A 20,645-nucleotide genomic window follows, 5' to 3' on the forward strand; every position below is an offset into this window, starting at 1 on the left:
ATGGGCCAATTCTTTCAACTCGCCGCTTGCGCCGAGATGCTCTGGCGCGACAAGCCCATCGAATGGCGTGCCGCTCGCCTGCACGAGATGGGATTCCAGGTCGGCCTCTGGAACTGGCCAGACCATGATCTGACAAAGCTGGGGAAATCAGGAGCGACCTTCTCCATCATGAACGGCTACCTGCGCGGGTGCCTGACCGATGAGGAAGGGGCTGCGGAGTTGCTGGAAACGGCGCGACAGGCCGCCCAGGTGGGAAAACGCCTCGGCGTCGCGAGGTTGAACCTCCACGGAACGGGCCTCGGTGAGGGTGGCTTGCCGGTCATGCCGGTCGAGGTGGTCACCGGTGCCATGTGGCTGAAAGCGCGCGATACGCTGCACCGCGTTGCGGAAATGGCCGAGAAGGAGGACGTGACCTTCACGCTGGAAAACCTCAATCTTCCTGTCGATCACCCCGGCGTGCCCTTCGGACGCGCGGAAGATACGCTGGCGCTGGTTTCGTCGATCGACCATCCGCGCTTGCGCCTCAACTTGGATCTCTACCACGCGCAGATCGGCGAAGGGAACTTGATCGAACTCTGCCGCACCTGCCTGCCGTGGATCGGCGAGGTCCAGGTCGCGGATGTGCCGGGCCGCATGGAGCCGGGCACCGGCGAAGTGAACTGGCACGCTGTCGCCAAGGCGCTGAAGGCGATGGGCTATGCCGGCCCCGTCGGGATGGAAGCCTTTGCCTCGGGCGACCCGAAAGCCGCGCTCGACGCATTCCGCAACGCATTCACGGTGTAAGACAATGGTCCACAGGAACACCCGTCCGACAGTTGCCGACATCAGAGCCATGAAGGCGCGCGGGCAGAAAATCTCGATGCTCTACGTCACGACGCTCGAAGAGGCGGCAGCCGCCGACGCGGCAGGCATCGACATGCTCTCCATCGAGGGCCGTTTCTTCTCCCCCGAAATGCGCGAGGCGGCTGGGCGTTGCTTCGTCCAGGTGGGACTGCCATACGGCGGCTGGGGGACTTTCAACGGCCGCCCTCTGGCCACGGCCGAGGACTATCTGCGCGCAGCCTTCCATTTTGCCGCCATGGGCGGCGACTGCTTTTATTGCGCGGCCGCCTACGAAATCCAGAAAGCACTCTGTGACAACCACGTGCCGATCGTCGCGCATGTCGGGCTTGTCCCTTCATACATCACCTGGACCGGGTTCCGCGCCGTGGGCAAGACTGCCCCGGAAGCCTTGAGCGTCTGGCAACAGGTGAAGCAGCTTGAAGCGATCGGTTGCTTCGGGGCTGAGCTCGAAGTCGTACCGGACCGGATCGGCGAGTTCATTTCGAAGAACACATCGATGATCATGCTTGGCATGGGGGCCGGTCCGGGAGCCGACGCGCAATATCTGTTCGCCGAGGACGTGCTGGGCCACACCGACGGCCACAAGCCACGTCACGCCAAGACCTATCGCAATTTCGCGGCTGAGTTTGCGCGGCTCCAGCAAGAGCGGATTGCGGCGTTCAAGGAATTCATCGCCGACGTCGGTTCCGGCGCCTACCCGCAGCCGCAGCACAATGTTTCGATCGCGGAGGCGGAATACGGCCAATTCCTGGAACAGGCGAAAGCCTGAACCGGCTCCAGAGCCATCCTCAAATGGGGAGGGGACGGCCTCGTCCCCATCAGCGGGCAAGCACCTTCAAAGCTTTCTCGCTGATGTGAAGCTTAACCAGACACAGCAAAGCCAGAGGACAACCATGCTCAAAATCGCCCGTCCCTGGTGGCGTCGGCCCAATGACGATCGCCTGCCTGCTTCCAACGCGCTGACAGCGTTTCGTCGCAGCCTTCAGGCGGAGTCCGCTCAGGAAGAGAGCCAATGTTGAACTTTGCACTTCGCGTCAAATGCCGCTCCACCAGGGGGATCGTCGCTGCGATCTCGACCTTTCTCGCCGACCAGACCTGCAACATTACCGACAGCGCGCAGTTCGACGACGCCGACACCGGCAACTTCTTCATGCGGGTGAGCTTCCGCTCCGAAGGCGGGTGGGGGCTGGAAGAACTCCGTTCGGGCTTCAAAACAATCGCCTCGCACTTCGGCATGGAGTGGGCGTTCTTCGACGAGAGCGTCAAGCGCAGGGTCATCATAATGGTTTCGCGCTTTGGCCATTGCCTCAACGATCTTCTCTATCGCTGGCGTATCGGAGCGCTTCCGATCGACATCGTCGCAGTGATCTCCAATCACATGGATTACCAGAAGGTCGTCGTGAACCACGACATCCCGTTTCACCTCATCAAGGTGACGAAAGAGAACAAGGCCGAGGCAGAGGCACAGCAGATGCGCGTCATCGAGGACACAGGCGCCGAGTTGGTTGTCCTGGCGCGGTACATGCAGGTTCTCTCGGAAGAGATGTGCCGGAAAATGTCAGGCCGGATCATCAACATCCACCATTCCTTCCTGCCCTCGTTCAAGGGCGCCAATCCCTACAAACAGGCCTACGAGCGAGGTGTAAAGCTGATCGGAGCCACTTCACACTACGTGACGACCGATCTGGACGAGGGCCCGATCATCGAGCAGGACACGATCCGTGTGACGCATGCGCAGTCCAATGAGGACTATGTCAGCCTCGGCCGCGACGTCGAGGCACAGGTGCTCTCCCGGGCAATTCACGCCCATATCCACCGACGGGTTTTCCTCAACGGCAACAAGACCGTCGTTTTCCCTGCCTCGCCCGGATCGTTCGCCTCCGAGCGCTTGGGCTGGCGTGGCTCTTGAAAGCCTGCCGTCATGGGCTGGATCTCAGGACCGTCTGGCTGCCGGTTCTTCGAAGTTCTGGAGGTTTTCGGATGAAATCGCCTGTACTTGCACACAGACCGAAATGTCTTGATGAGATCAAAACTGCGATCGCGAAGCGCGAGCTTCGATTGACCCCCGCTCTCGAGAAGGTAGCTCGGCAAGCACTCGAAAAACCGGAGATCATTGCATTTGAAAGCGCTGAGGCAATCGCCCGCCGTTGTGGCGTCGGCACTACCGCTCTGACAAGGCTTGCCCGCTGTTTTGGATTCACTGCTTTTCGAGAGATGAAGAAGTTTTTTCAGGATAATATGCGCGCTGGAGGCGGGCGCTCTTTGCCGCCAAGCCACGAACGTGGTCGACCAGCGTGAAAATCTTCGACACGCGTGCAGAGCTAGCGCTGATCGTCAGATTGCTAGACCGACTAATCAAATCGCATTGAGTAGCGCGGCGACATGATCGGGTTCCGCTTACGCCGCAGACCGGCTGGAACTCAATGCCAGAAAAGGTCAGGTGGTGACGACGTCCACCCCAACCTACGGTCCGCTCTCTAAGGTCAGTAGCACGAGAGCTGCCATTCCGCTTCCGGCCCCACAATGGTCGGGGCATTGTCACTTCAGACCGCTGGGCTTCAGGCCGCCGTGAGGGACCGGAGAATTGTTTGGACTTTGAAGGTGGTAGCGGGAGACCGTTCTCTCCGCTTTCAACACTGCCACCAATCCTCTTCGAACTAAATGTCGCCGCATAGCGGACACCAGGCCATGGCGACGGCGCGGGGATGTAGCGAGACACGGTTCTCACGCGAGGGACCATTCGCAACCGCGTATCCCCTCACTACGGTACTTGGAGAAGAGCTTATGCATCCCATAGCTTGAGGACGATCCCGAGACACCGGCGACGGACGCTGGAGAGGTCGGTCGTTTCATTTAGGTGAGACCAGGTCTATACTCCACGGGGGACAGGCCAGATCGATGGACCGCAAGCTTTTCGCCATTCTCGCTGCCGATGTTGTGGGCTATTCCGCTCAGATGGAACGCGACGAGGCCGGCACGTTCGAGCGCCTTCGTGCTCGACGCAAGGAACTATTCGAACCCGAAATTGCCCGCCACCATGGCCATACCTTCAAGCTGATGGGCGACGGCCTGCTGGCAGAGTTCTCCAGCGTCGTGGACGCGGTCGAATGTGCCGTGTCGTTGCAGCACGCCCTGGCGGAATGCAACGCCGCCGTTTCCGAGGATCATCGGATTCGCGTCAGGATCGGGATCAATCTCGGCGAGGTGATTGTGGAGGGCGAGGACCGATATGGCGAGGGCGTCAACGTCGCTGCCAGGCTCCAACAACTAGCGGAACCTGGCGGCATCTGTGTCTCGGCAAAGGTCGCAAATGAGGTTGAGAAGAAGTTGGCTTTCGGCTTTGAGCCGATGGGCCAACAGAAGCTGAAGAACATCGCCGAACCGGTGCAGGCGTATCGGGTGCTGCTCGATCCCGCGGTGGCGGGAAAGCCCATGGCTGTCAATCGACACCCACGTTTCAGGCGCAATCTGGCCGTCGCCATTGGGGTCCTTGTTGTCGCAGTCGGCCTTGCAGCAGCGTGGTGGCGACCCTGGGAGCCACCGCTTCGGCCCGCCGCTCTGACAGCCAATGCGAAAGCCGACCCCCGGCCATCCCTCGTCGTACTTCCATTTGACAATCTCAGCGACGACAAGGCGCAAGGTTATCTGGCTGACGGTTTCACCGAGGACCTGACCACAGAACTTGCACGGGTGCCCGGCCTGTTCGTCGTATCGCGAAACGCGGCTTCCACCTACAAGCACAAGGAGACCGAACCCGCTGAGGTCGCCGCAGCGCTTGGTGTCCGGTACATTCTGGAGGGCTCGATACGCCGGGTCGGCGACGACATGCGTATCAACGCGCAATTGATCGACGGCTCGACCACCGGTCATCTCTGGGCAGAACGTTTCGACGGCCAATGGACGGATGTGTTTGCGCTGCAGGACAAGGTCGTCGTCAGCATCGCAGGCGCGCTCAAGCTCCGTCTCGTCAGCGTCCAAGGCAAGGCAGATGTCGCGGGCGGCACGCGCAATCCTGCAGCCTACGAAGCTTACCTCCAGGGCATGGAAATCTACAATCGTCGCAATGCTCCAGACGAGTTTGCGCAGGCGGTGAGGTTTTTCCAGCAGGCGCTGGAACTCGATCCGGATTTCGGCGCAGCGGCAGCCTCGCTCGCGTGGGCCTATTGGGACATGGACGGGCCTCGGATCAAAGCTTTAACCGTTTCGGATATCGGTGCGCTGTACAACGCCTACAAGTACCTGGGGGAGGCGGCCAAGCATCCTTCGCCGTCCTACTATCAGCTCGTCGCCAGTTTGCTGGTTCGCGAGCACCGGTCCGACGAGGCAGTTGCGGTTATGTTCAAGGCAGTGGCGCTCGACCCGAGCGATCCCCTGAACTATGTCGGGCTGGCAGAGGCCCTGAATTTCAATGGCAGGCCGAACGAGGCGCGCGACTATCTCGTCGCAGCCGACCGTGTAGACCCAGGCGGCAATGACCATCGGCACTACCAGGCTGGGCTGGCTGCATTTGGCCAGGGTCGTTTCGAGGAAGCTGTCGACTACCTTGAAAGGATCGATCTCCAATCGCCTGATCCATGGCCGAAATTCTATGGCCTGCAGGTGTTGGTTTCGGCCTACGCACATCTCGGGCGCAGTGACCAGGTCGCGGCCTATAGTGACAGGCTAAGGGACGTCATGTTGGAGCGAAAGGATGGAGGGGCAAATCAGCTAGTCACGCAGCGGTATTTTGTGTTCAAGAACCCGGCTGACATCGGGCGTCTGCTGGACGGCCTGGACAAGGCCGGTTTGCCGGAGTTACCGGAAGAGGTCGATCGTGATGCGAAGGACCGGCTTACCGGTTCGGAGATCGGGTCGCTCATCCTCGGTCGTGACCTGCGCGGGGGGGGCGCGTGGATAGATAAAGGAACCAGTTGGGTGCAGCAGAACTTCCTGTGCGACGCCATTCCGAAAGATCAGACAACCTGCGGCGCGATCTTCCGCAATCCTGCGGGGACGCCGGAGCGACGCAACGAGTATACGGCAGTCTTCCGTTTCGATCGTTTTGAGTTTTCGACCGTCAAATAAGACCACCCCGGACCTGCCGGCGATATTCCATTCCGAACCAAAACTGCTTGCGGACCTTTCTGCCCGCTGATCGCGCCACGACGAGCGCAACGCAACGGTCTCGACCGACGCAAGGTGATGATGCACTAAATGACCGCCTCAACGCTTCGCCTTCGGTGCCTCCGCCCGGAAGTGGACATCGCGGGTGACAATGCTGGAGGTCATGTTCGCGCCAGAAGTGGCCGTCTATGGGTTCGCTTCCAAATGGCGGCTTTGGGATCAAAAGTTCGCGTTCGCAACAGGCCGGATCGCGCGCCCATTCCGTCATTCGTGCGAAATTCTTTGCTGCTAAAAGCCGCCATTCGGTCATATGGCCGGCGACTTCGCCGGCGACCACGCTGGCGGTCGCGGTCGAACGGGAAGCAGCAGTTCGGCTGCAGCAGAGCGAATGACCGCATTCGGCCGGAAGCGACACCGATACCTAGATTCTGGGCAGGACTGGGCACTCAGCCTCAAACTTCCTAGCACTCCCTATTTGCTGTTTTGTAGCCTAGAGTAGGCCCAAGATGTCCGACGGAGAGCGGCAGTGGTTGTGGACCGCATTCAGAGAAGAATGGCTGCCATCCTTGCAGCCGACGTGGTCGGCTATAGCCGGCTTATGGGCAAGGATGAGGAGGCTACGCTTGCGGCGCTGAAGGCCCACCGTGAGATCATCGACGGGCTGATTGCTGAGCACGGTGGCCGAATTTTCGGGAGCGCCGGCGACAGCGTCATCGCCGAGTTCGCGAGCCCAGTGGAAGCGGTGCGGAGCGCCACCGAGATCCAGTTGGCAATCCACCACCGAAACTCGGGCTTGCCCGAGCGGGAACGCATGCTGTTTCGCATAGGTATCAATCTCGGGGACGTCCTTGCCGACGGCGACAATCTTATGGGCGACGGCGTGAACGTCGCCGCACGCCTGGAGGCGCTCGCGCCGCCAGGGGGTATCTATGTCTCCGAGCCAATTCATACGCATGTCCGCGACCGGCTCTCGCTCGATTTTCTCGACATGGGCGAGCACAGGGTAAAGAACATAGCCCGCCCGGTACGAGCCTATCGCGTTCCGCTCGCCTCGGAGGATCAGGCCAGGTCGCCATTCCGCGGACTGGACGTCTTTGATTTCGACCATGCGGATATTTTCTTCGGTCGTGCGCGTCCGATTGCCACCTGTGTCGAGAGGGTGGAACAGCTAGTCGCGAGTGGCAGAGCGTTCCTTCTAATCTATGGCATGAGCGGCTCGGGCAAATCCTCCCTGCTTCGCGCTGGACTGCTTCCCGCCATCTTGCGGCCCGGCGCGACTGCCGGGATCGTGCTTTGGCGCCGCTGCCTCATTCGGCCGTCGGAGGGATCTGACACGATCGCATCTTTCGCCGCTGGACTCCTTCAAGAAAGTGCCCTGCCAGAGCTCGCGAACGAGAGAACAGCCGCCGAGCTGGCGGAGCTCATTCGCGGCGCGCCCGACCGAGTTCCGGCGCTGATCCGCGCCGCGCTTGCCAAAGCCGCCACTGCTGCGAACGTCTCCGCCGCGCAAGCACGCTTGGTCCTCGCTGTAGACCAGATGGAGGAGTTGTTCACTACACAAACGGGGCCGGCGCGCGAGGCATTCATTCGGCTGCTCGCTTCGCTCGCCACTAGTGGCCTTGTATGGGTGATCGCGACAATTCGGGCTGACTTCTTTCACCGCTGCGGCGAAGTTGCGGGCTTTTCGGCCCTCAAGGACGGCTTGGGCAGTTACGAGCTACTGCCGCCGACCGGTGCGGAGATTGCGCAGATCATCCGCGAGCCAGCGCGAGCTGCGGGTCTTCGCTTCGAGGAGACAGCCGACCAAGGCCGTCTCGATGATGTGCTCCAGGCAGCTGCGGGGGCCGATCCGGAATCGCTGCCGCTTCTCGAGTTCGTGCTCGATGCGCTGCACGATGCTTGTCGGGATCGGCGGATCCTCACTTTTGCCGCCTATCGTGCGCTGGGTGGCCTCGAAGGTGCGATCGCTCGGCGCGCCGACGAAGTGGCCGATGCGCTTCCGGCACATGTGCAGGACACGCTGCCGGCGGTTCTCAGATCTCTGACCACAGTGCGCCTCGGCGACGAGTCAATAGCTGCGGTCCCGGCTCTGGCAACCGACGTCGCGGGCACGCCCGCCCAAGCGGAGCTGGTCGACGCATTGATCGCCGCCCGGCTGCTGGTCAGCGACGAGGATGCGGAGGGACGTGCTGTCGTTCGCGTCGCACACGAGTCCCTATTGACCCGCTGGCCGAGGGCACTGAACCTCGTCAATGCCAATAGGGAGTTCCTTGAAACCCGCGCCCGCGTCCAGACGGATGGCCGGCGATGGCATTCCGACAAGAGGAACCCGGATCTTTTGCTCCCTGCGGGCAAGCGACTCGTCGAGGCAGAGGAACTGCTTTTGTCGAGGCGAGATGAAATCGACGGCCCTACCGCGGACTATATTCAGGCGTCCTCGCTCGCGGTTAGGGAGAACGTCGAAAGAGAGCAGAACGCAGAACGAGCGCGAATGGAGGCCGAAGCTGCTGCTGCGACACTGCTTGCCCGCCGAACACGCTACGCGGCGGTCGCTGCAATTCTACTCGCGGCAATCGCAGGCGTCGGTGCTGTCGCAGGGTTCCTCGGACAGCGCGAGGCGGAGCGGCAAGCCGTCGAGGCAAAAAACAGCGCGGACCAGGCGAGAACCGCAGAGGGGCAGGCGCTGGAGGCGCGGCAGAAGGCCATCGAGGCACGTGACGAGTCCCTCCGCAGTCAGTCCCTTGCCCTGGCATTTCTCTCGCAGCAGACCGCGGCGAGCGGCGATATCGAGGCCGCCATCCTTCTTGCGCTGGAGGCGTTGCGGCCGAAAGACACTCCACCCGGACAACGCCTGGTCGAAGCCGAGGCTGCTCTCTACAACGCTCTGCTGGCGCACCGTCAACTCAGGATATTTCGCCATGATGCTGGTGCAACCTGGGTTGCCTTCAGCCCAAAGGGCGATCGCATTGTTACGGCATCCTACGATAAGACCGCTCGCATCTGGAACGTGTCGGACGGGTCGGCAATAGCCGTTTTGAAGGGGCACGAAGGGGCCCTCGAAAGAGCTTCTTTTAGCCCCGACGGAAACCGCGTCGTTACTGCCGCTCGTGACAGCACGGTGCGCGTATGGGATGCCAAGTCGGGAGCGCAGCTTTTTGTTGTTCAGCAGCCCGGTGGCTTTCCAACTGCCAAGTTCAGCCCAGACGGCACGCGAGTGCTCACTGCATCTGACGACAACAACCATGCCATGTCGATCTGGGATGCTAGAAACGGTGCGAATATCCTGACCTTGAAGGGTGGTGGAACGTCGTTCGCGGACTTCAGTCCCGATGGGTACAGCTTCGCGGCCGGACAAGGTAATAGTCGCACTGTTGGGATCTGGATTACCGAGACCGGAGAGCAGATCAAAAACTGGCGAATTCCAAACTGGCCAGATGAGGTCGTTTTTAGTCCGAACGGAAACAGGCTCCTCGTGACTTCGTGGTCGCCTTATACGTACGCTGAAACTTCAGGCCTTTGGGACGTAACGAAGGGCACCGAGATTGCTGCTCTCGGCGGTCACAAGAGCGACACCCACAGCGGGACCTTCAGCCACGACGGCCGCCTCGCCACGACGGTGTCGATCGATGGCACCGCACGGCTCTGGGATGGCGTAACCGGGAAGTTGCGCAATGTGCTTGGAGAAGAGACACCTGGGCTAAGATTGACGGATGTTACGCCGCACACGAATGATCAGGAAGTGAACAGCGCATTCAGTCATGACGACAAGCTCCTGGCTACCGCATCAATGGACGGTGGGGTGCGTGTTTGGGACGTGGAGAACGCTTCGCTTCGTACTTCTTTGAGCGGCCACCATGCCTTGGTAGAGCATGTTGAGTTTAGCCCCGTCGACAACACCTTACTCACGGCGTCGCACGATGGTACGGCTCGGCTCTGGGACATCGACGGGATTCTCACAGATGAGCTGCTTCACAAGTATCCGCCCAACTTTGCTGTCTTCAGCCCCGACAACATACACCTTGTTACCGGAGGCGGAGACAGCCTCGCGCATCTGTGGGATGTCGCCGGCGCCCATGAGACGGCTGAGCTTGAAACGCATGAGCCGCTTCAGGCGACGGCGTTCAGTCCGGATGGCCATCGCCTCGCCACTGCGACCCTCAGCGGCGAGATTCTGATTTGGGACGTTGAAAGCGGGCGGCAACTCAGGCGGCTCGAAATGGGACGCGCTGCGGTCGCGAGTGTTCAGTTCAGCCCCGATGGAAAGCTCGTTGAATGCGCATCGCTTGCAGGGGTGGCACAGCTGTGGGGCAGCGATGGCGAGACGGCCACCCTCAAAACGAGTGCCACTTTGCCGAATGCTGTCTTTAGCCCTGATGGGCGGCTCGTTCTCACAGCGACCAGCGACAATATTGTGCATCTGTTGCGAACCGATGGGACCGAGGTTCGCACTTTCGTGGGGCATCGGAACGGCATTACCAGTGCCGTCTTCAGTAAGAATGGTTTGCTCGTCGCAACCGGTTCGCTGGACCAGACCGCGCGCATTTGGTCGCTTAAGGATGGAAGTACTGTCCAGGTGCTACAGGGGCATGACGAACCCCTGACTGATGTGGCTTTCAGCCCTGACGGTCAGTCGTTGTTGACTGCCTCGCGTGACAGCACCGCCCGCATCTGGAACGTTGCTGATGGAACCAGAAAGGCAGTCCTCAAAGGCCACCGAGGCGCCGTAGAGAGCGCGCGATTCAGTCCGAACGGCATCTATATCGTTACGACATCATCGCAGGATCGGACAGTCAGGCTTTGGGCTACGGCGTCTGGCCGTGAGATAGCAACGATTTCCGAGCGTCAGGATAAGCTCAATCGACCGAAGGTGACCCGCGCCGCGATGAATTCGAAGGGCACGGCGATCGCCGTCGTTTCAGGCGATGAACGGGTGCGCATAATCCGAGCGTTTCCGACATCCAACGATCTCATCGACTATGCAAAAACCGTCGTGCCCCGCCAGCTCACACCATGCGAGCGCCGGCGCTTCTTTTTGCCCGTCGGGAGCGACGTTCCCGACTGCCCAGGATAGCGACAAACACTCGCAAAGGAGAACACGGCCACGCTCAGGCCGGCGCGCGTGTTCCCAGACGACCAGCGCAGGCCGTGTCGGATCTGGTCATCAGCCATGGCCAGAACCATCTGATCGGATCTCCTTCAGACTTGTTCGCATCAAGAGAGAGTTACCAAGATGCGCAACCCGCTGAAAGGTACACGGCATATCGAACTTGGAACGCAGGCGTCCCATTCTAGCTAACCGCTGTCTGCACATTAGCAGAGGCATAGGCAGCCAAAGGAAGCAGGGTGATAGGCGCTGCTCAAAAATGGGCAGGATGTCCCAATTGGGTCACGTCAGGACGTGCCTACACCAACCTGAATGTCCGCTCCTGAAGATTCGCAGACCGAAGCCGCCATTTCGCTCTCGGACCCGCTGCGGGCCTTGCCGCTGGCAAGACAGCTCGGGCTCCACTGCGGCGCGATACGGCATCCTGACCAACGAGCTGTATGCCAGGGTGAGGGTCTTCCCAATACTGGCAGGCGTCTAGCGGATCAATCCGCCGCAGGATCAGCGGTCTGACGCGGGCCTGCTTGAGATCGGCGATATCGGATCCGCGTTCGCGATCCCTGCAATGCCGCACAAAACCTGTTTGGTATACGATTTGGCGCAAAGGTTTCCCGCACTGGGCGGTTTCAAAGACTTCAGTGCTCGACATGCAGCATCCCAGGTTCCGGCTCCTTGACCGCGCATATGGTCTTGCCATGGAGCTTTCCCTATAGTCATGCGCTGTGGAGCAGGCCCAACATCTTGAACGGAAGCTAGTCGCTATCCTCGCCGCCGACGTGGTGGGGTACAGCCGGCTGATGGCGCTGGACGAGACGGGCACCCTCTCGCGGCTCAAGGCGCTCCGGCGCGAACTCATCGAACCGTCGATCGAAGGGTACCATGGCCGCATCGTAAAGCTCATGGGCGACGGTGCTCTGGTCGCGTTCGAGAGCGTCGTCGATGCGGTAGCCTGCGCCGTCGAAATCCAACGGGTCACCGCGCAGCAGAACCTCGGTCTTCCCGAAGATACCCGGATCGTGTTCCGCATCGGGATCAACCTTGGTGACGTGATCCCCGACAAGGACGACTTCTACGGCGACGGCGTCAACATCGCGGCCCGGCTGGAAGGACTGAGCGATCCTGGCGGCATCGTCATCTCGGGAACGGCCTACGATCAGGCTCACAACAAGCTCGGCCTGACCTTCAAGTCACTCGGCGAACAGCGTCTCAAGAACATTCCAGAGCGGGTCCGCGCCTATCGGGTTCTGCTGGAACCGACCGCAGGAGCCAATAAGTCGCGCTCTCGGCGATGGCCTGTGATCGGCGCCACGGTGCTCGTTCTGGCTCTGATAGCGGGGATTGCGGTGATTCTCTGGCCGCAAGCGATTGCCCTGCTGCCCGGTCATGGTTCCACCCCGGTCGGTTCGTCGGTCGGCAAGCCCTCCATCGCCGTGCTACCGTTTACCGATCTTAGCGAGAAGGCAGGCCAGGATTATTTTGCGGAAGGGCTCGCAGACGATCTCATCACCGATCTCTCGAAGATCTCGGGGCTCCTCGTCATCGCACGCAACTCCGCGTTCTCCTTCAAGGATCGATCCCTCGACGTCGACGAGATCGCGGCGCAGTTGAACGTCCGTTACGTGGTCCAGGGCAGCGTCCGGCGGGAGGAAGATCTAGTCCGCATCAATGTCCAGCTCATCGATGCCCAAACGGGGAGCAACATCTGGGCCGAGCGATACGACCGCGACTACTCCAGGATATTTGCACTTCAAGACGAAGTGATCGGGCGTATCGTTGAGGCACTTTCGGTGCGTCTGACGGAAGGCGAACGAGCGCAGATTGCTCGCCTCCCCACGCGAAGCCTGGAGGCATACGATTTCTACACCCGAGCCGAGCAGAAGGTTTATGTGGTCGACAACAGGTCTCTCGGAGAGACCCTGTCCCTGTATCAAAAGGCGATCAAGCTCGATCCTACGTTTGCAGATGCTTACTCGGGCTATGCCCGCGCCACGGTGGACGTGCTCGGCTTCGACTACCAGGTGCTCATGCTCAGCGCCGTCGCTCGCCAGCGCTCCTACGAAGCGGCAGGGCGGGCGCTGGAGCTCAATCCGCAATCTGCGCGCGCCTATGCCGTGCTCGGCATCCTGCAGATGCTGGACGGCGAATGGGACCAGGCGATCGCGTCGGTCCAGAAAGCCGTCGCGCTGGACCCGAACGGCGCGGAGGCGGAGCTCAATCGGGCGATCGTGCTGACCTACGCAGGACAGAACCTGGAGGCGCTGGCAGCGATGGAACGCGTGTTGCGGCTCGATCCCAAGCCGCGCGCTCAGGTCTTCGACTATTACGGCTTCGTGCTCTACATGAACCATCAGTACGAGAAGGCTTTGCAGGCGCTGAGCAAGGTCCAGCCGGGAGAGCGCAGCGACCTTGGTCTCGAAACGCTGGCCATGGCAAATGCGCGGCTTGGCCGCATGGCCGAGGCGCACGATGCGGCTGCAGCAATCCTGAAAGAGATACCCGAACAGAACCTCGCTGGTTATCGTGTCGTTTACGCCCACCATCGGCGGCAAGAGGACCTCGATCACCGGCTGGGCGCCCTTCGCGCCGCGGGGATTCCCGAGCGGAGCTTCGATTTTCGCGGGCGGGAGGAGGACCGCCTGGGCGGCGCCGCGATCCGAGCCCTAACGGGCGATCGGACATGGGTAGGACATCAACACAATGGCGCAGCGTTCGTCATGGAGCTGAGTGCAAATGGAGATGTCGCACTGAGCTCGCAAAGCAGCATCATCACCGGCACGTCCAGCGTGGATGGCGACCTCTTCTGCACGCAATCCACCGCGACCCTGCTCGGCCGCAAGTTCTGCGCCCCGGTCTATCGCAATCCCCAAGGGAGCAGCGATACGCAGGACGAGTACGCTTGGCCGGACTCCGTCACAGTCTGGTATTTCTCGGTGTCTCCGTGACGGGCGCCATTCAACTTGCGGGCTCACGACATCGCGCCGGAGCTAGTTGGCGGCCGCTCTAGCCTCGAATTCCTTCGCCTCCACTGCGGGCCATTCGGCTTCCCCTTTCGCAATGACAGGCGCCGGGTTGGCATCGAAGTCTTCCTCCAGGCCCTCCTTTCCGGAGAACAGGAAGAGCTTGCCATTGACGATGCGGAAGGCTTCCGGGTCAAGGTTCGCGGATGCCTCCTTAACTGACATTCCCCCGGTGCAGAAGCCGCCGAACTGAGGGGCATAGCGCACCGGCTCGGAAACAAAGGCATCCCGGTGTTGGACGCTGGCGAAGTACCACGTTGCTCCGAGCCACTTCCTCGAGATCTTGGGCGAACCCATCGTCGCGCGACCGTCGGTGAAATATGCTACCGGATCATAACCCAGGATGGCGACATTGCCGAAGTATCCGGTGTTCACTCCGTCGCCGGCGTGGGATCCACCGGTGCCGAAGAGGAGGAGGGAGGCGGCGGCTACTCCCGCGCATAGCAAACTGTCAAACGTTCTGGAACGGTTCTCTGTCATGTTCTCCTCCAGTAGCCTTTCTCGATGTCAGTTGCCGAGGGCGATGCACACCTTGTACGACGACCCCATCGTTTCCTTGGGTTGGCATTTTGCGCCGTGCTTCTTGAGCAAAACCATCACGTCGGTGCTCTGATAGAATGTCGCGCGGCTGAGAGGCGTGTACCCGTATTCCTGGATTGCCTCGACCTGTGCGCCGTGCGAGATCAACAGCTCCGCGATGGCCGTCTGGTTCTCTTCTGCTGCCACATGCAGCGGCGTGATCTTGTGAGTGCTCAACGCGTCGACCTCGGCCCCGTGGTCGAGCAGCAATTTTGCGATGTCCAGGCTTCCTGAGTAGGCTGCCGCATGTAGGGCGGTGAAGCCGCGATCGTTGCGGGCTTCGATGTCCGCCTTGGCCCCGATCAACGCAATGGCGACCTCGGTCTTGCCGGCAAGCGCCGCATCGATCAGCGGGGTCTGACGGCTCTCGTCGCGATCGTTCACATTGGCGCCTTGTGCCAGGAGTTCGGCAACCTTTCCGGCGTCGCCCTCCCGAGCAGCGTCGTTGAGCGGCCCGGCCGTCACCGCACCGACGGCAAACCAAGAAATGAAAGCAACGACCAGAGCCCGACTGACAAGCCGAAGCCAACCGGTTTCGAAAAGCCTGACCCGGATCGGGAAGGCCCTCGCCAGCAACAATCGCCTGTAGACCGTCATCGTCTAACCCTCCGGGCGCGCTCGCCCGCGGATGGACGTATATGAGATCAGTCTAATACATTTGGCGCAGCGGAGCCATAGGGTGTCCGGCTTATGCGCGAGTCGAAGTCGCGCGAGGCGCCCTGTGTCACCCCCGGCAGCGGGCTATCCGGGCACCAGCACCACGACCGCTAGAATGGCCATCAGCAGGTAGGCGGCCATGCCGATCATATCGTGCTGCTGGAAGCGCCAGATCGCGGACACAGCCATATTCCTTCTCGGTCGGCTGCCGAAGCCTGGTATGGGTCGCCGGGCTATCAGGCAATCCTACCGCTTCGCCTGCAGAGCATGACTTGCAATGCCATCATTGTTGATGGGGCAGATTAGCGCTTAATCCTTTGTTGCGGCTAACCCCTTCAACGGAGATCGCCAAATGGTCAGAACCAAACTTTCCAAGCAGCTTTTACAGGCTGAATTCGGCCGCTTTATGATTGAGGCGGAGCGGCTTCAGATCTTGGTCCCACCCGGCTGAACGTCCGCTATCATTCTTCGGACGCCAGAAGCCGCCATTCCGCTGTCGGCCTCGTTCTAGTCATTCCAATCCATCCGTGCGATGATCCGCAGTCAACGCTGCTCGGCCACTGGGCCGAACGGGCGAAAGCAACGTGCGCCGTGAGAAGGCGTTGCCCACCCATTAATCCGCTACGACGGGGCCCTCGCAGGCTCCCGTTTTCCGCGTCCGAAGTCATCGACCGACTCGGCTTCCATCGGCTTTGGCAAGACTAATAGTCGAGCCCACGTACATCAATGTTTTCAGCTCGCCACTTCTCGACAGAAGGGCTGTCGATTGTGGTCATTGTCCTATTCTCAACATGACCTTGCGCCCGTCGGAAAGGGTTCCCGTTCCTGTGCCAGCCGGGGGTTGTCTGCTGGTCAGCGAGAACACGAACCGGGACGAGAGTTGCCCGCAAACGATCGTTCCTTCTCCATGCGAGAACGCAATATTGACGGTAGCCGTCCCTCGGCATTCGACCCCGGCATTGGTCTGTCCGCTAATGGTTCCGAGCCGTGTAATGCTGTTGACGGAAGCCGTCCCGGAAAAGGAGAGCGTCCCATCAACAGTTTGACCAGAGACTGGTGCAATGATGGTGAGCGGATTCTGCGCCTGCGCGTAGCCGACAGCGTCTACGACGCCATAGGCAATCAACATTGTCGCTAAGATTCGCTTGGTCGCGCCGAGGGCTCCGCAATGGTATCTCAATTGAAGCTAGGCCAGCCCCGCGCGGCGGGCGCCCTCCCGGATCGCGGCAATTGCAGGAGGACTGGTGACTGGATAGGAGCCGATAAATCCTTCGGCCGAAATGTCTGGAAATTCTCTCGCCAACCGGTTGGCAATCTTTATTGCCTGAGGTGTTTCGCCGAGCATGGCGTGCGCCATGGCTTGGAACAGCAGCGTTGCAGGCGAGTCCGGCGGAGCTTGGCTGAACGCGGTCAGGCACTCCCTGTGGAGACCTACAACGAAGCTCGACCGGCCCAGCATGCTATAGTACCAGGAAACATGTGGATTGAGACGGATCGCGCGCTTCGCCAGTTCATATCCTTCCTGCGGGTCGCCTGTCACGAATGCCTTTCCTCCGGCAAGCAAGGCAAGGGTATCGGCATCGTGCGGGGCGGCCGCCAAGGCAAGATCATGTTCTCTTGCTGTGGCAACGAGATCGCCCTGCAAGGCTCGAAGCTCGGCTAGACATATACGCGCATGGGTATCACCCGCGTCGAGCGCCAAAGCTCGTTCGAGGCACAGTTTCCAGCGCTCCTTTGCGGCGGAAGGGTCATTGGTAAACGCATTGATGGCGGCGACGGCATGCGCCAGCCCCAAGACTGTCCAGGCTCTGGCAAGATCCGGGTCCAGCTCGATGGCACGCGTCAGAAGCCGCACCGCTTCCGCATTCGAAGCGTGCGTGTACAAATTGTGCTGCTCGACGCCGAGCAGATAGTAGTCATAGGCACGAAGGCTGGCGGGGTGTTTTCGACGGACAACATCACGTCGAAGTTTTGCGAGCTTGCCGCAACAGCTAGCAAGGACATTGACGACGTTTTCGGTGACTATGTCCTGCATCGCAAACAGGTCTTCCGCAGATCGATCATAGCGGGCCGTCCACAAATCGACTCCAGTGCGCGCGTCGACGAGTTGGACGCAGATCCGCAGCTGCTGCGCTGCCGCCTGCAAGGTCCCCTCAAGTAGATAATCCGCATTCAGTTCCCGCCCGATGGATCGCACGTCATCGCGCCGTCCCTTGTACGAGAGCATGGTCTGGCGGGCGATGACCGCAAGGTCGGGGTAGCGAGCGAGGTCGACCATGATGTCCGCCGACAAGCCATCGGCCAAGCGGTTCCATGCTTCGTCCGCGCTCAGATTGTCGAAAGGGAGAACCGCAACGACTGTTGGCCCTGAGCCCTCTACCGAAAGGCCACCGGATGGTGCCTGGCCCGTGTCTTGCTCGTGTTGGTTGGCAAGCAAGGTTGCAAGCGCCACTTTGTTGCGAATATCGAGTTTCCGATAGATGGCCGACAGATGGGTCCGAACGGTAGTCGGCGCTATGAAGAGCGTCTCGCCGATTTCACGATAGGTCATCCCCTCGGCGAATTTTGCAGCGACCACCCGCTCCCGGTCCGACAGACTGGTCAGAGGATTGCTTACGGCGCGAAGCATCGCTTCAAGTCTCCGATCCGCTACGAGTTGTGGCCGACCCGGCACGGCAAAATACTACAGATGCGATCCCGAAAACACAGCATTTGCACGATGCCATCCGACCGCCAGCAATTCTAGCCTTTCCTGTCGATACGGTTTCGTAGGGTCGCAGAGCCCCCAATCCATTCTGTAACAGGAGGTATCCATGACAAAGTCCTCAATCTTTGCCGCAATGCTGGTGCTGCCTTTGTCGGCTGGACCATGCTTGTCCGAAGGCATGCAATCTGGTGGCAAGCTGATTTCCGAAGATGCCACGAGAGCGGTTAGTGCCGAATTGTATTCCGATATTCTCATCCGAGCGTGCAGGAATGGATGGCGCTATCCTCGGAGCCAAATCGAGAACGGCTTCAAACGGCATCTCTGGGAGCTGAAATTGCAACTGGTCGATCAGGGTTACACGATCGTGCCTGGTGCGAAAGCGAACAACTCGCCCCGGAGTCTCTCCGCAACGGCATTTGTCGCCAAGCGCCAATCTGTCGCGTCGCGCCAGTTCGGCTGTTCCCGCCAATACCGGCTCGACGAGTGATCGTTCTGGAGCGCGCAACCGGGGCAGCATATCAGGCAAGTATTGTGGTCAATTGGCTTCCTAGTCCGGTCGTATCGGCTCGGTGGCTCCCTTTGAGTTCCAAGCTACATGTTCGGTCTAGGATCCGACGGATGTCTGGAATGGGTCAGGGGCGCGATTCGGCCAAGGGCGAACGAGCATCCGCCTGGGGTCGTGAGCTGAATGACTGCTTTTGCCAACGGGATGCTCGAAAGCTGCCGATCTGCTTGCGGCTCCGATTCGGTCATTTTGAAATACAGCCCTTTGATGACTGCTTGTGGCGCTCCTTGCTCCTCCCGATGGACAGGACGACCGCACTCAATAAGGCCCTCGCCGACATGGTTAGACACGGTCCAGGAACTCGAGCACCCGCCGCGTGAGCAGTGCGCTGGCAGCCGCGTCGTACGACGGGAGCGAGCTGTCGGCGAAGTGGTGCTGGTCGCCGGGATAGAGGAACAGCTCCGCGTCCTCGACCTTCTCCACGATCTCGCGAGCGGCGTCGATGTCGCCCTCGCCGATGAAGATCGGGTCGTTATCCATACCGTGGATCTGGACCGGGACGTCGTCCGGCCAGGATCCGAAGGCCCACTCGCCGCTAATCGGCAGACAGGAGTGGACGAGCAGGGCTCCGCAGGCACCGGGTCGTGTCTGTGTGAGCTTCTGCGCCGGCAGTACGCCGAACGAGAATGCGGCGTAAACGAGCTCGGGGTCAGTTCGCCGGCGACGCGGACGCCGCGCTCCCGCATGTCGTCGAACCTGATCTCACCGATGTAGGCGAGACCCTCGTCAATACTCCGGAATGTGCGTCCGTCGAACAGGCCCGGCGTATGCACGGTGTGCCCGGCTGCCCGCAGGTCGTCAACGAACGCGCGCACGCCGGGAGTCAACCTTGTGCGTGGTGGAACAGCAGGACCTCGGCCATGGGAGCCTCCAGATGGGACGTGGATTGCGGCGATAATTGCGAATCGCTTCGCAGAACTGCAAGCGATTTCGCTGTGCATCGAAGAACTTCCAAATGATGATAAGCCTCGGCGTATCGTCTTTTCCCGGCGTGACGACGCGGGGAAACCGATCTACACCAACAGATAGGCGGCGACGAAAATGCTTCGGCGTTACCCGCGTCCGCCAGACGGACGCACCGCGGCGGTAGTGTCTTGGTTCGAATTTCCGCCAAGGTTGACCCCGGCCGATGCGCGAAAGGCAGCTTGAATGAGCGCCATGAAAGTCGCTTTGAGCGCGTCCATTCGTTCAAGAACCTTAAGCTGCCGAACGACCGAAATCGACGGCGAAGGACTGGCTGGGGTGGATACTGTTGAAAAAGTCCGGCGCACCGCAAATCGGCACCGATCTTAGAATCCAGTTCCACCCTGGCGCATTGCATGGAATCAGGATTCAATTTTGGGGTCTCTACGAAACGCCATCCTACGAAAGTGCCACGGGCGACCGCGACGCGGACTTTTTTGAACAATATCGGTATCGGTGGAGACCGGAAGTTCGACGCGAACCCAACAGAGAGCTCGCCGGCTGTTCACAGCTGCTCTACGGGCTCGGTCCTCGGACAAGCCGGCCAGAGAACTATCCTTCCAGAAGCGACGCGGGATCAAGGGGCGCGTCGCCTTGCCGGACGTGACGCGCAGGGGAGGGCACCTTTGCAGCCGCGACGATCACTCCGGCACGCCGGCAATACCCAACGCTTCGACGTAGTGCTCGGCGAACACCTTGTCCCGCCACGGGTTGATCTGCCTCTGCAGGCCGAGCGTGTAGGTCGGGAACGCCTCCATCAGCCGCCGCGCCGCCGCCTGCGCTTCGTCCGGCCGGTTGAGTTTGACCAGCGCCATGATCACCACCCGGTGCGAGGAGCCGTAATTCGGCATCTCGCGCAGCGCTCGTTCTCCCCAAGCCAGCGCTTCCTCGTAGCGTTCGAGCATCAGGTAGCTCATCCCGATGCCGGAGAGCGCGATGCCCTTCTCGGGGTCGACCGGACTCAGCCGCATCGCCCTGTGGAAGTGCTCGATCGCGACGAGGGGGTGGCCGGAATGGGCGTTCACCCAGCCGCTGCCCGTATGGCCCTGCGCCGAATTGGGGTTGAGGAGCAGGGACCGTTCGATCGTGTCCAGCGCCGTCTCGTAA

Annotated in this window: 14 protein-coding genes and 1 pseudogene; 9 read left to right on the plus strand and 6 right to left on the minus strand. The window is 60.7% G+C overall.

The features are described 5' to 3' along the window. The 7 genes from NKH49_RS30505 (at window position 1) to NKH49_RS30535 (ending at window position 13,992) form a co-directional block, all read left to right on the plus strand. Window positions 1–783 (plus strand): TIM barrel protein, encoded by a 783-nt coding sequence (locus tag NKH49_RS30505; protein ID WP_352929199.1) that lies wholly within the window; start codon window positions 1–3, stop codon window positions 781–783. Between the two features lie 4 nt (window positions 784–787). Beyond that, entirely contained in the window at window positions 788–1,612 is an 825-nt protein-coding gene (locus tag NKH49_RS30510) for a 3-methyl-2-oxobutanoate hydroxymethyltransferase (RefSeq protein WP_352929201.1), read from the plus strand. Between the two features lie 243 nt (window positions 1,613–1,855). Beyond that, the gene (gene purU, locus NKH49_RS30515) at window positions 1,856–2,752 is read left to right on the plus strand and encodes a formyltetrahydrofolate deformylase (RefSeq protein WP_352929203.1); all 897 of its coding nucleotides are present in this window, start codon (window positions 1,856–1,858) and stop codon (window positions 2,750–2,752) included. Window positions 2,753–2,823: 71 nt separating this feature from the next. Continuing rightward, the gene (locus NKH49_RS30520; protein WP_352929205.1) at window positions 2,824–3,141 is read left to right on the plus strand and encodes a MurR/RpiR family transcriptional regulator; all 318 of its coding nucleotides are present in this window, start codon (window positions 2,824–2,826) and stop codon (window positions 3,139–3,141) included. Window positions 3,142–3,741: 600 nt separating this feature from the next. After that, a complete protein-coding gene (locus tag NKH49_RS30525) occupies window positions 3,742–5,907 on the plus strand; it encodes an adenylate/guanylate cyclase domain-containing protein (protein ID WP_352929207.1) in 2,166 nt (721 codons plus the stop codon). A gap of 592 nt (window positions 5,908–6,499) precedes the next feature. Further along, the gene (locus NKH49_RS30530; RefSeq protein WP_352929209.1) at window positions 6,500–11,017 is read left to right on the plus strand and encodes an nSTAND1 domain-containing NTPase; all 4,518 of its coding nucleotides are present in this window, start codon (window positions 6,500–6,502) and stop codon (window positions 11,015–11,017) included. A 755-nt stretch (window positions 11,018–11,772) separates the two neighbouring features. Next, window positions 11,773–13,992: an adenylate/guanylate cyclase domain-containing protein gene (locus tag NKH49_RS30535; RefSeq protein ID WP_352929211.1), complete on the plus strand. Its 2,220-nt coding sequence runs from the start codon at window positions 11,773–11,775 to the stop codon at window positions 13,990–13,992. Between the two features lie 42 nt (window positions 13,993–14,034). Here the strand turns inward: NKH49_RS30535 and NKH49_RS30540 are convergent, their stop codons facing one another. Together NKH49_RS30540 and NKH49_RS30545 are read right to left on the minus strand one after the other, a co-directional pair. Further along, window positions 14,035–14,547 (minus strand): YHS domain-containing (seleno)protein, encoded by a 513-nt coding sequence (locus tag NKH49_RS30540; protein WP_352540684.1) that lies wholly within the window; start codon window positions 14,545–14,547, stop codon window positions 14,035–14,037. A gap of 27 nt (window positions 14,548–14,574) precedes the next feature. Continuing rightward, complete coding sequence (locus NKH49_RS30545) at window positions 14,575–15,243, minus strand: ankyrin repeat domain-containing protein (protein WP_352929213.1); 669 nt, start codon at window positions 15,241–15,243, stop codon at window positions 14,575–14,577. 213 nt (window positions 15,244–15,456) lie between these two features. Here NKH49_RS30545 and NKH49_RS30550 point away from each other — a divergent pair, with 213 nt between their 5' ends. Beyond that, window positions 15,457–15,609 carry a DUF1330 domain-containing protein gene (locus NKH49_RS30550; protein ID WP_352929216.1) on the plus strand — a complete coding sequence of 51 codons (153 nt, stop codon included), beginning with the start codon at window positions 15,457–15,459 and terminating at the stop codon, window positions 15,607–15,609. Window positions 15,610–16,075: 466 nt separating this feature from the next. Here the strand turns inward: NKH49_RS30550 and NKH49_RS30555 are convergent, their stop codons facing one another. After that, window positions 16,076–16,432, minus strand: coding sequence for a hypothetical protein (locus NKH49_RS30555; RefSeq protein ID WP_352819589.1), 357 nt, complete (start codon window positions 16,430–16,432; stop codon window positions 16,076–16,078). A gap of 57 nt (window positions 16,433–16,489) precedes the next feature. Further along, the gene (locus tag NKH49_RS30560) at window positions 16,490–17,932 is read right to left on the minus strand and encodes a LuxR C-terminal-related transcriptional regulator (protein WP_352618722.1); all 1,443 of its coding nucleotides are present in this window, start codon (window positions 17,930–17,932) and stop codon (window positions 16,490–16,492) included. 184 nt (window positions 17,933–18,116) lie between these two features. On the opposite strand from NKH49_RS30560, the gene NKH49_RS30565 reads away from it, so the two are divergent. Continuing rightward, window positions 18,117–18,497 (plus strand): hypothetical protein, encoded by a 381-nt coding sequence (locus tag NKH49_RS30565; protein ID WP_352929220.1) that lies wholly within the window; start codon window positions 18,117–18,119, stop codon window positions 18,495–18,497. 360 nt (window positions 18,498–18,857) lie between these two features. Here the strand turns inward: NKH49_RS30565 and NKH49_RS30570 are convergent. Further along, window positions 18,858–19,437: pseudogene (locus NKH49_RS30570) on the minus strand (dienelactone hydrolase family protein). A gap of 742 nt (window positions 19,438–20,179) precedes the next feature. Next, window positions 20,180–20,645, minus strand: a 466-nt coding sequence (locus NKH49_RS30575; RefSeq protein WP_352929223.1) for a tetratricopeptide repeat protein, incomplete at its 5' end; no start/stop codon positions are given.

This window comes from Mesorhizobium sp. M1088 (genome assembly GCF_040318575.1).
GTDB lineage: Bacteria > Pseudomonadota > Alphaproteobacteria > Rhizobiales > Rhizobiaceae > Mesorhizobium.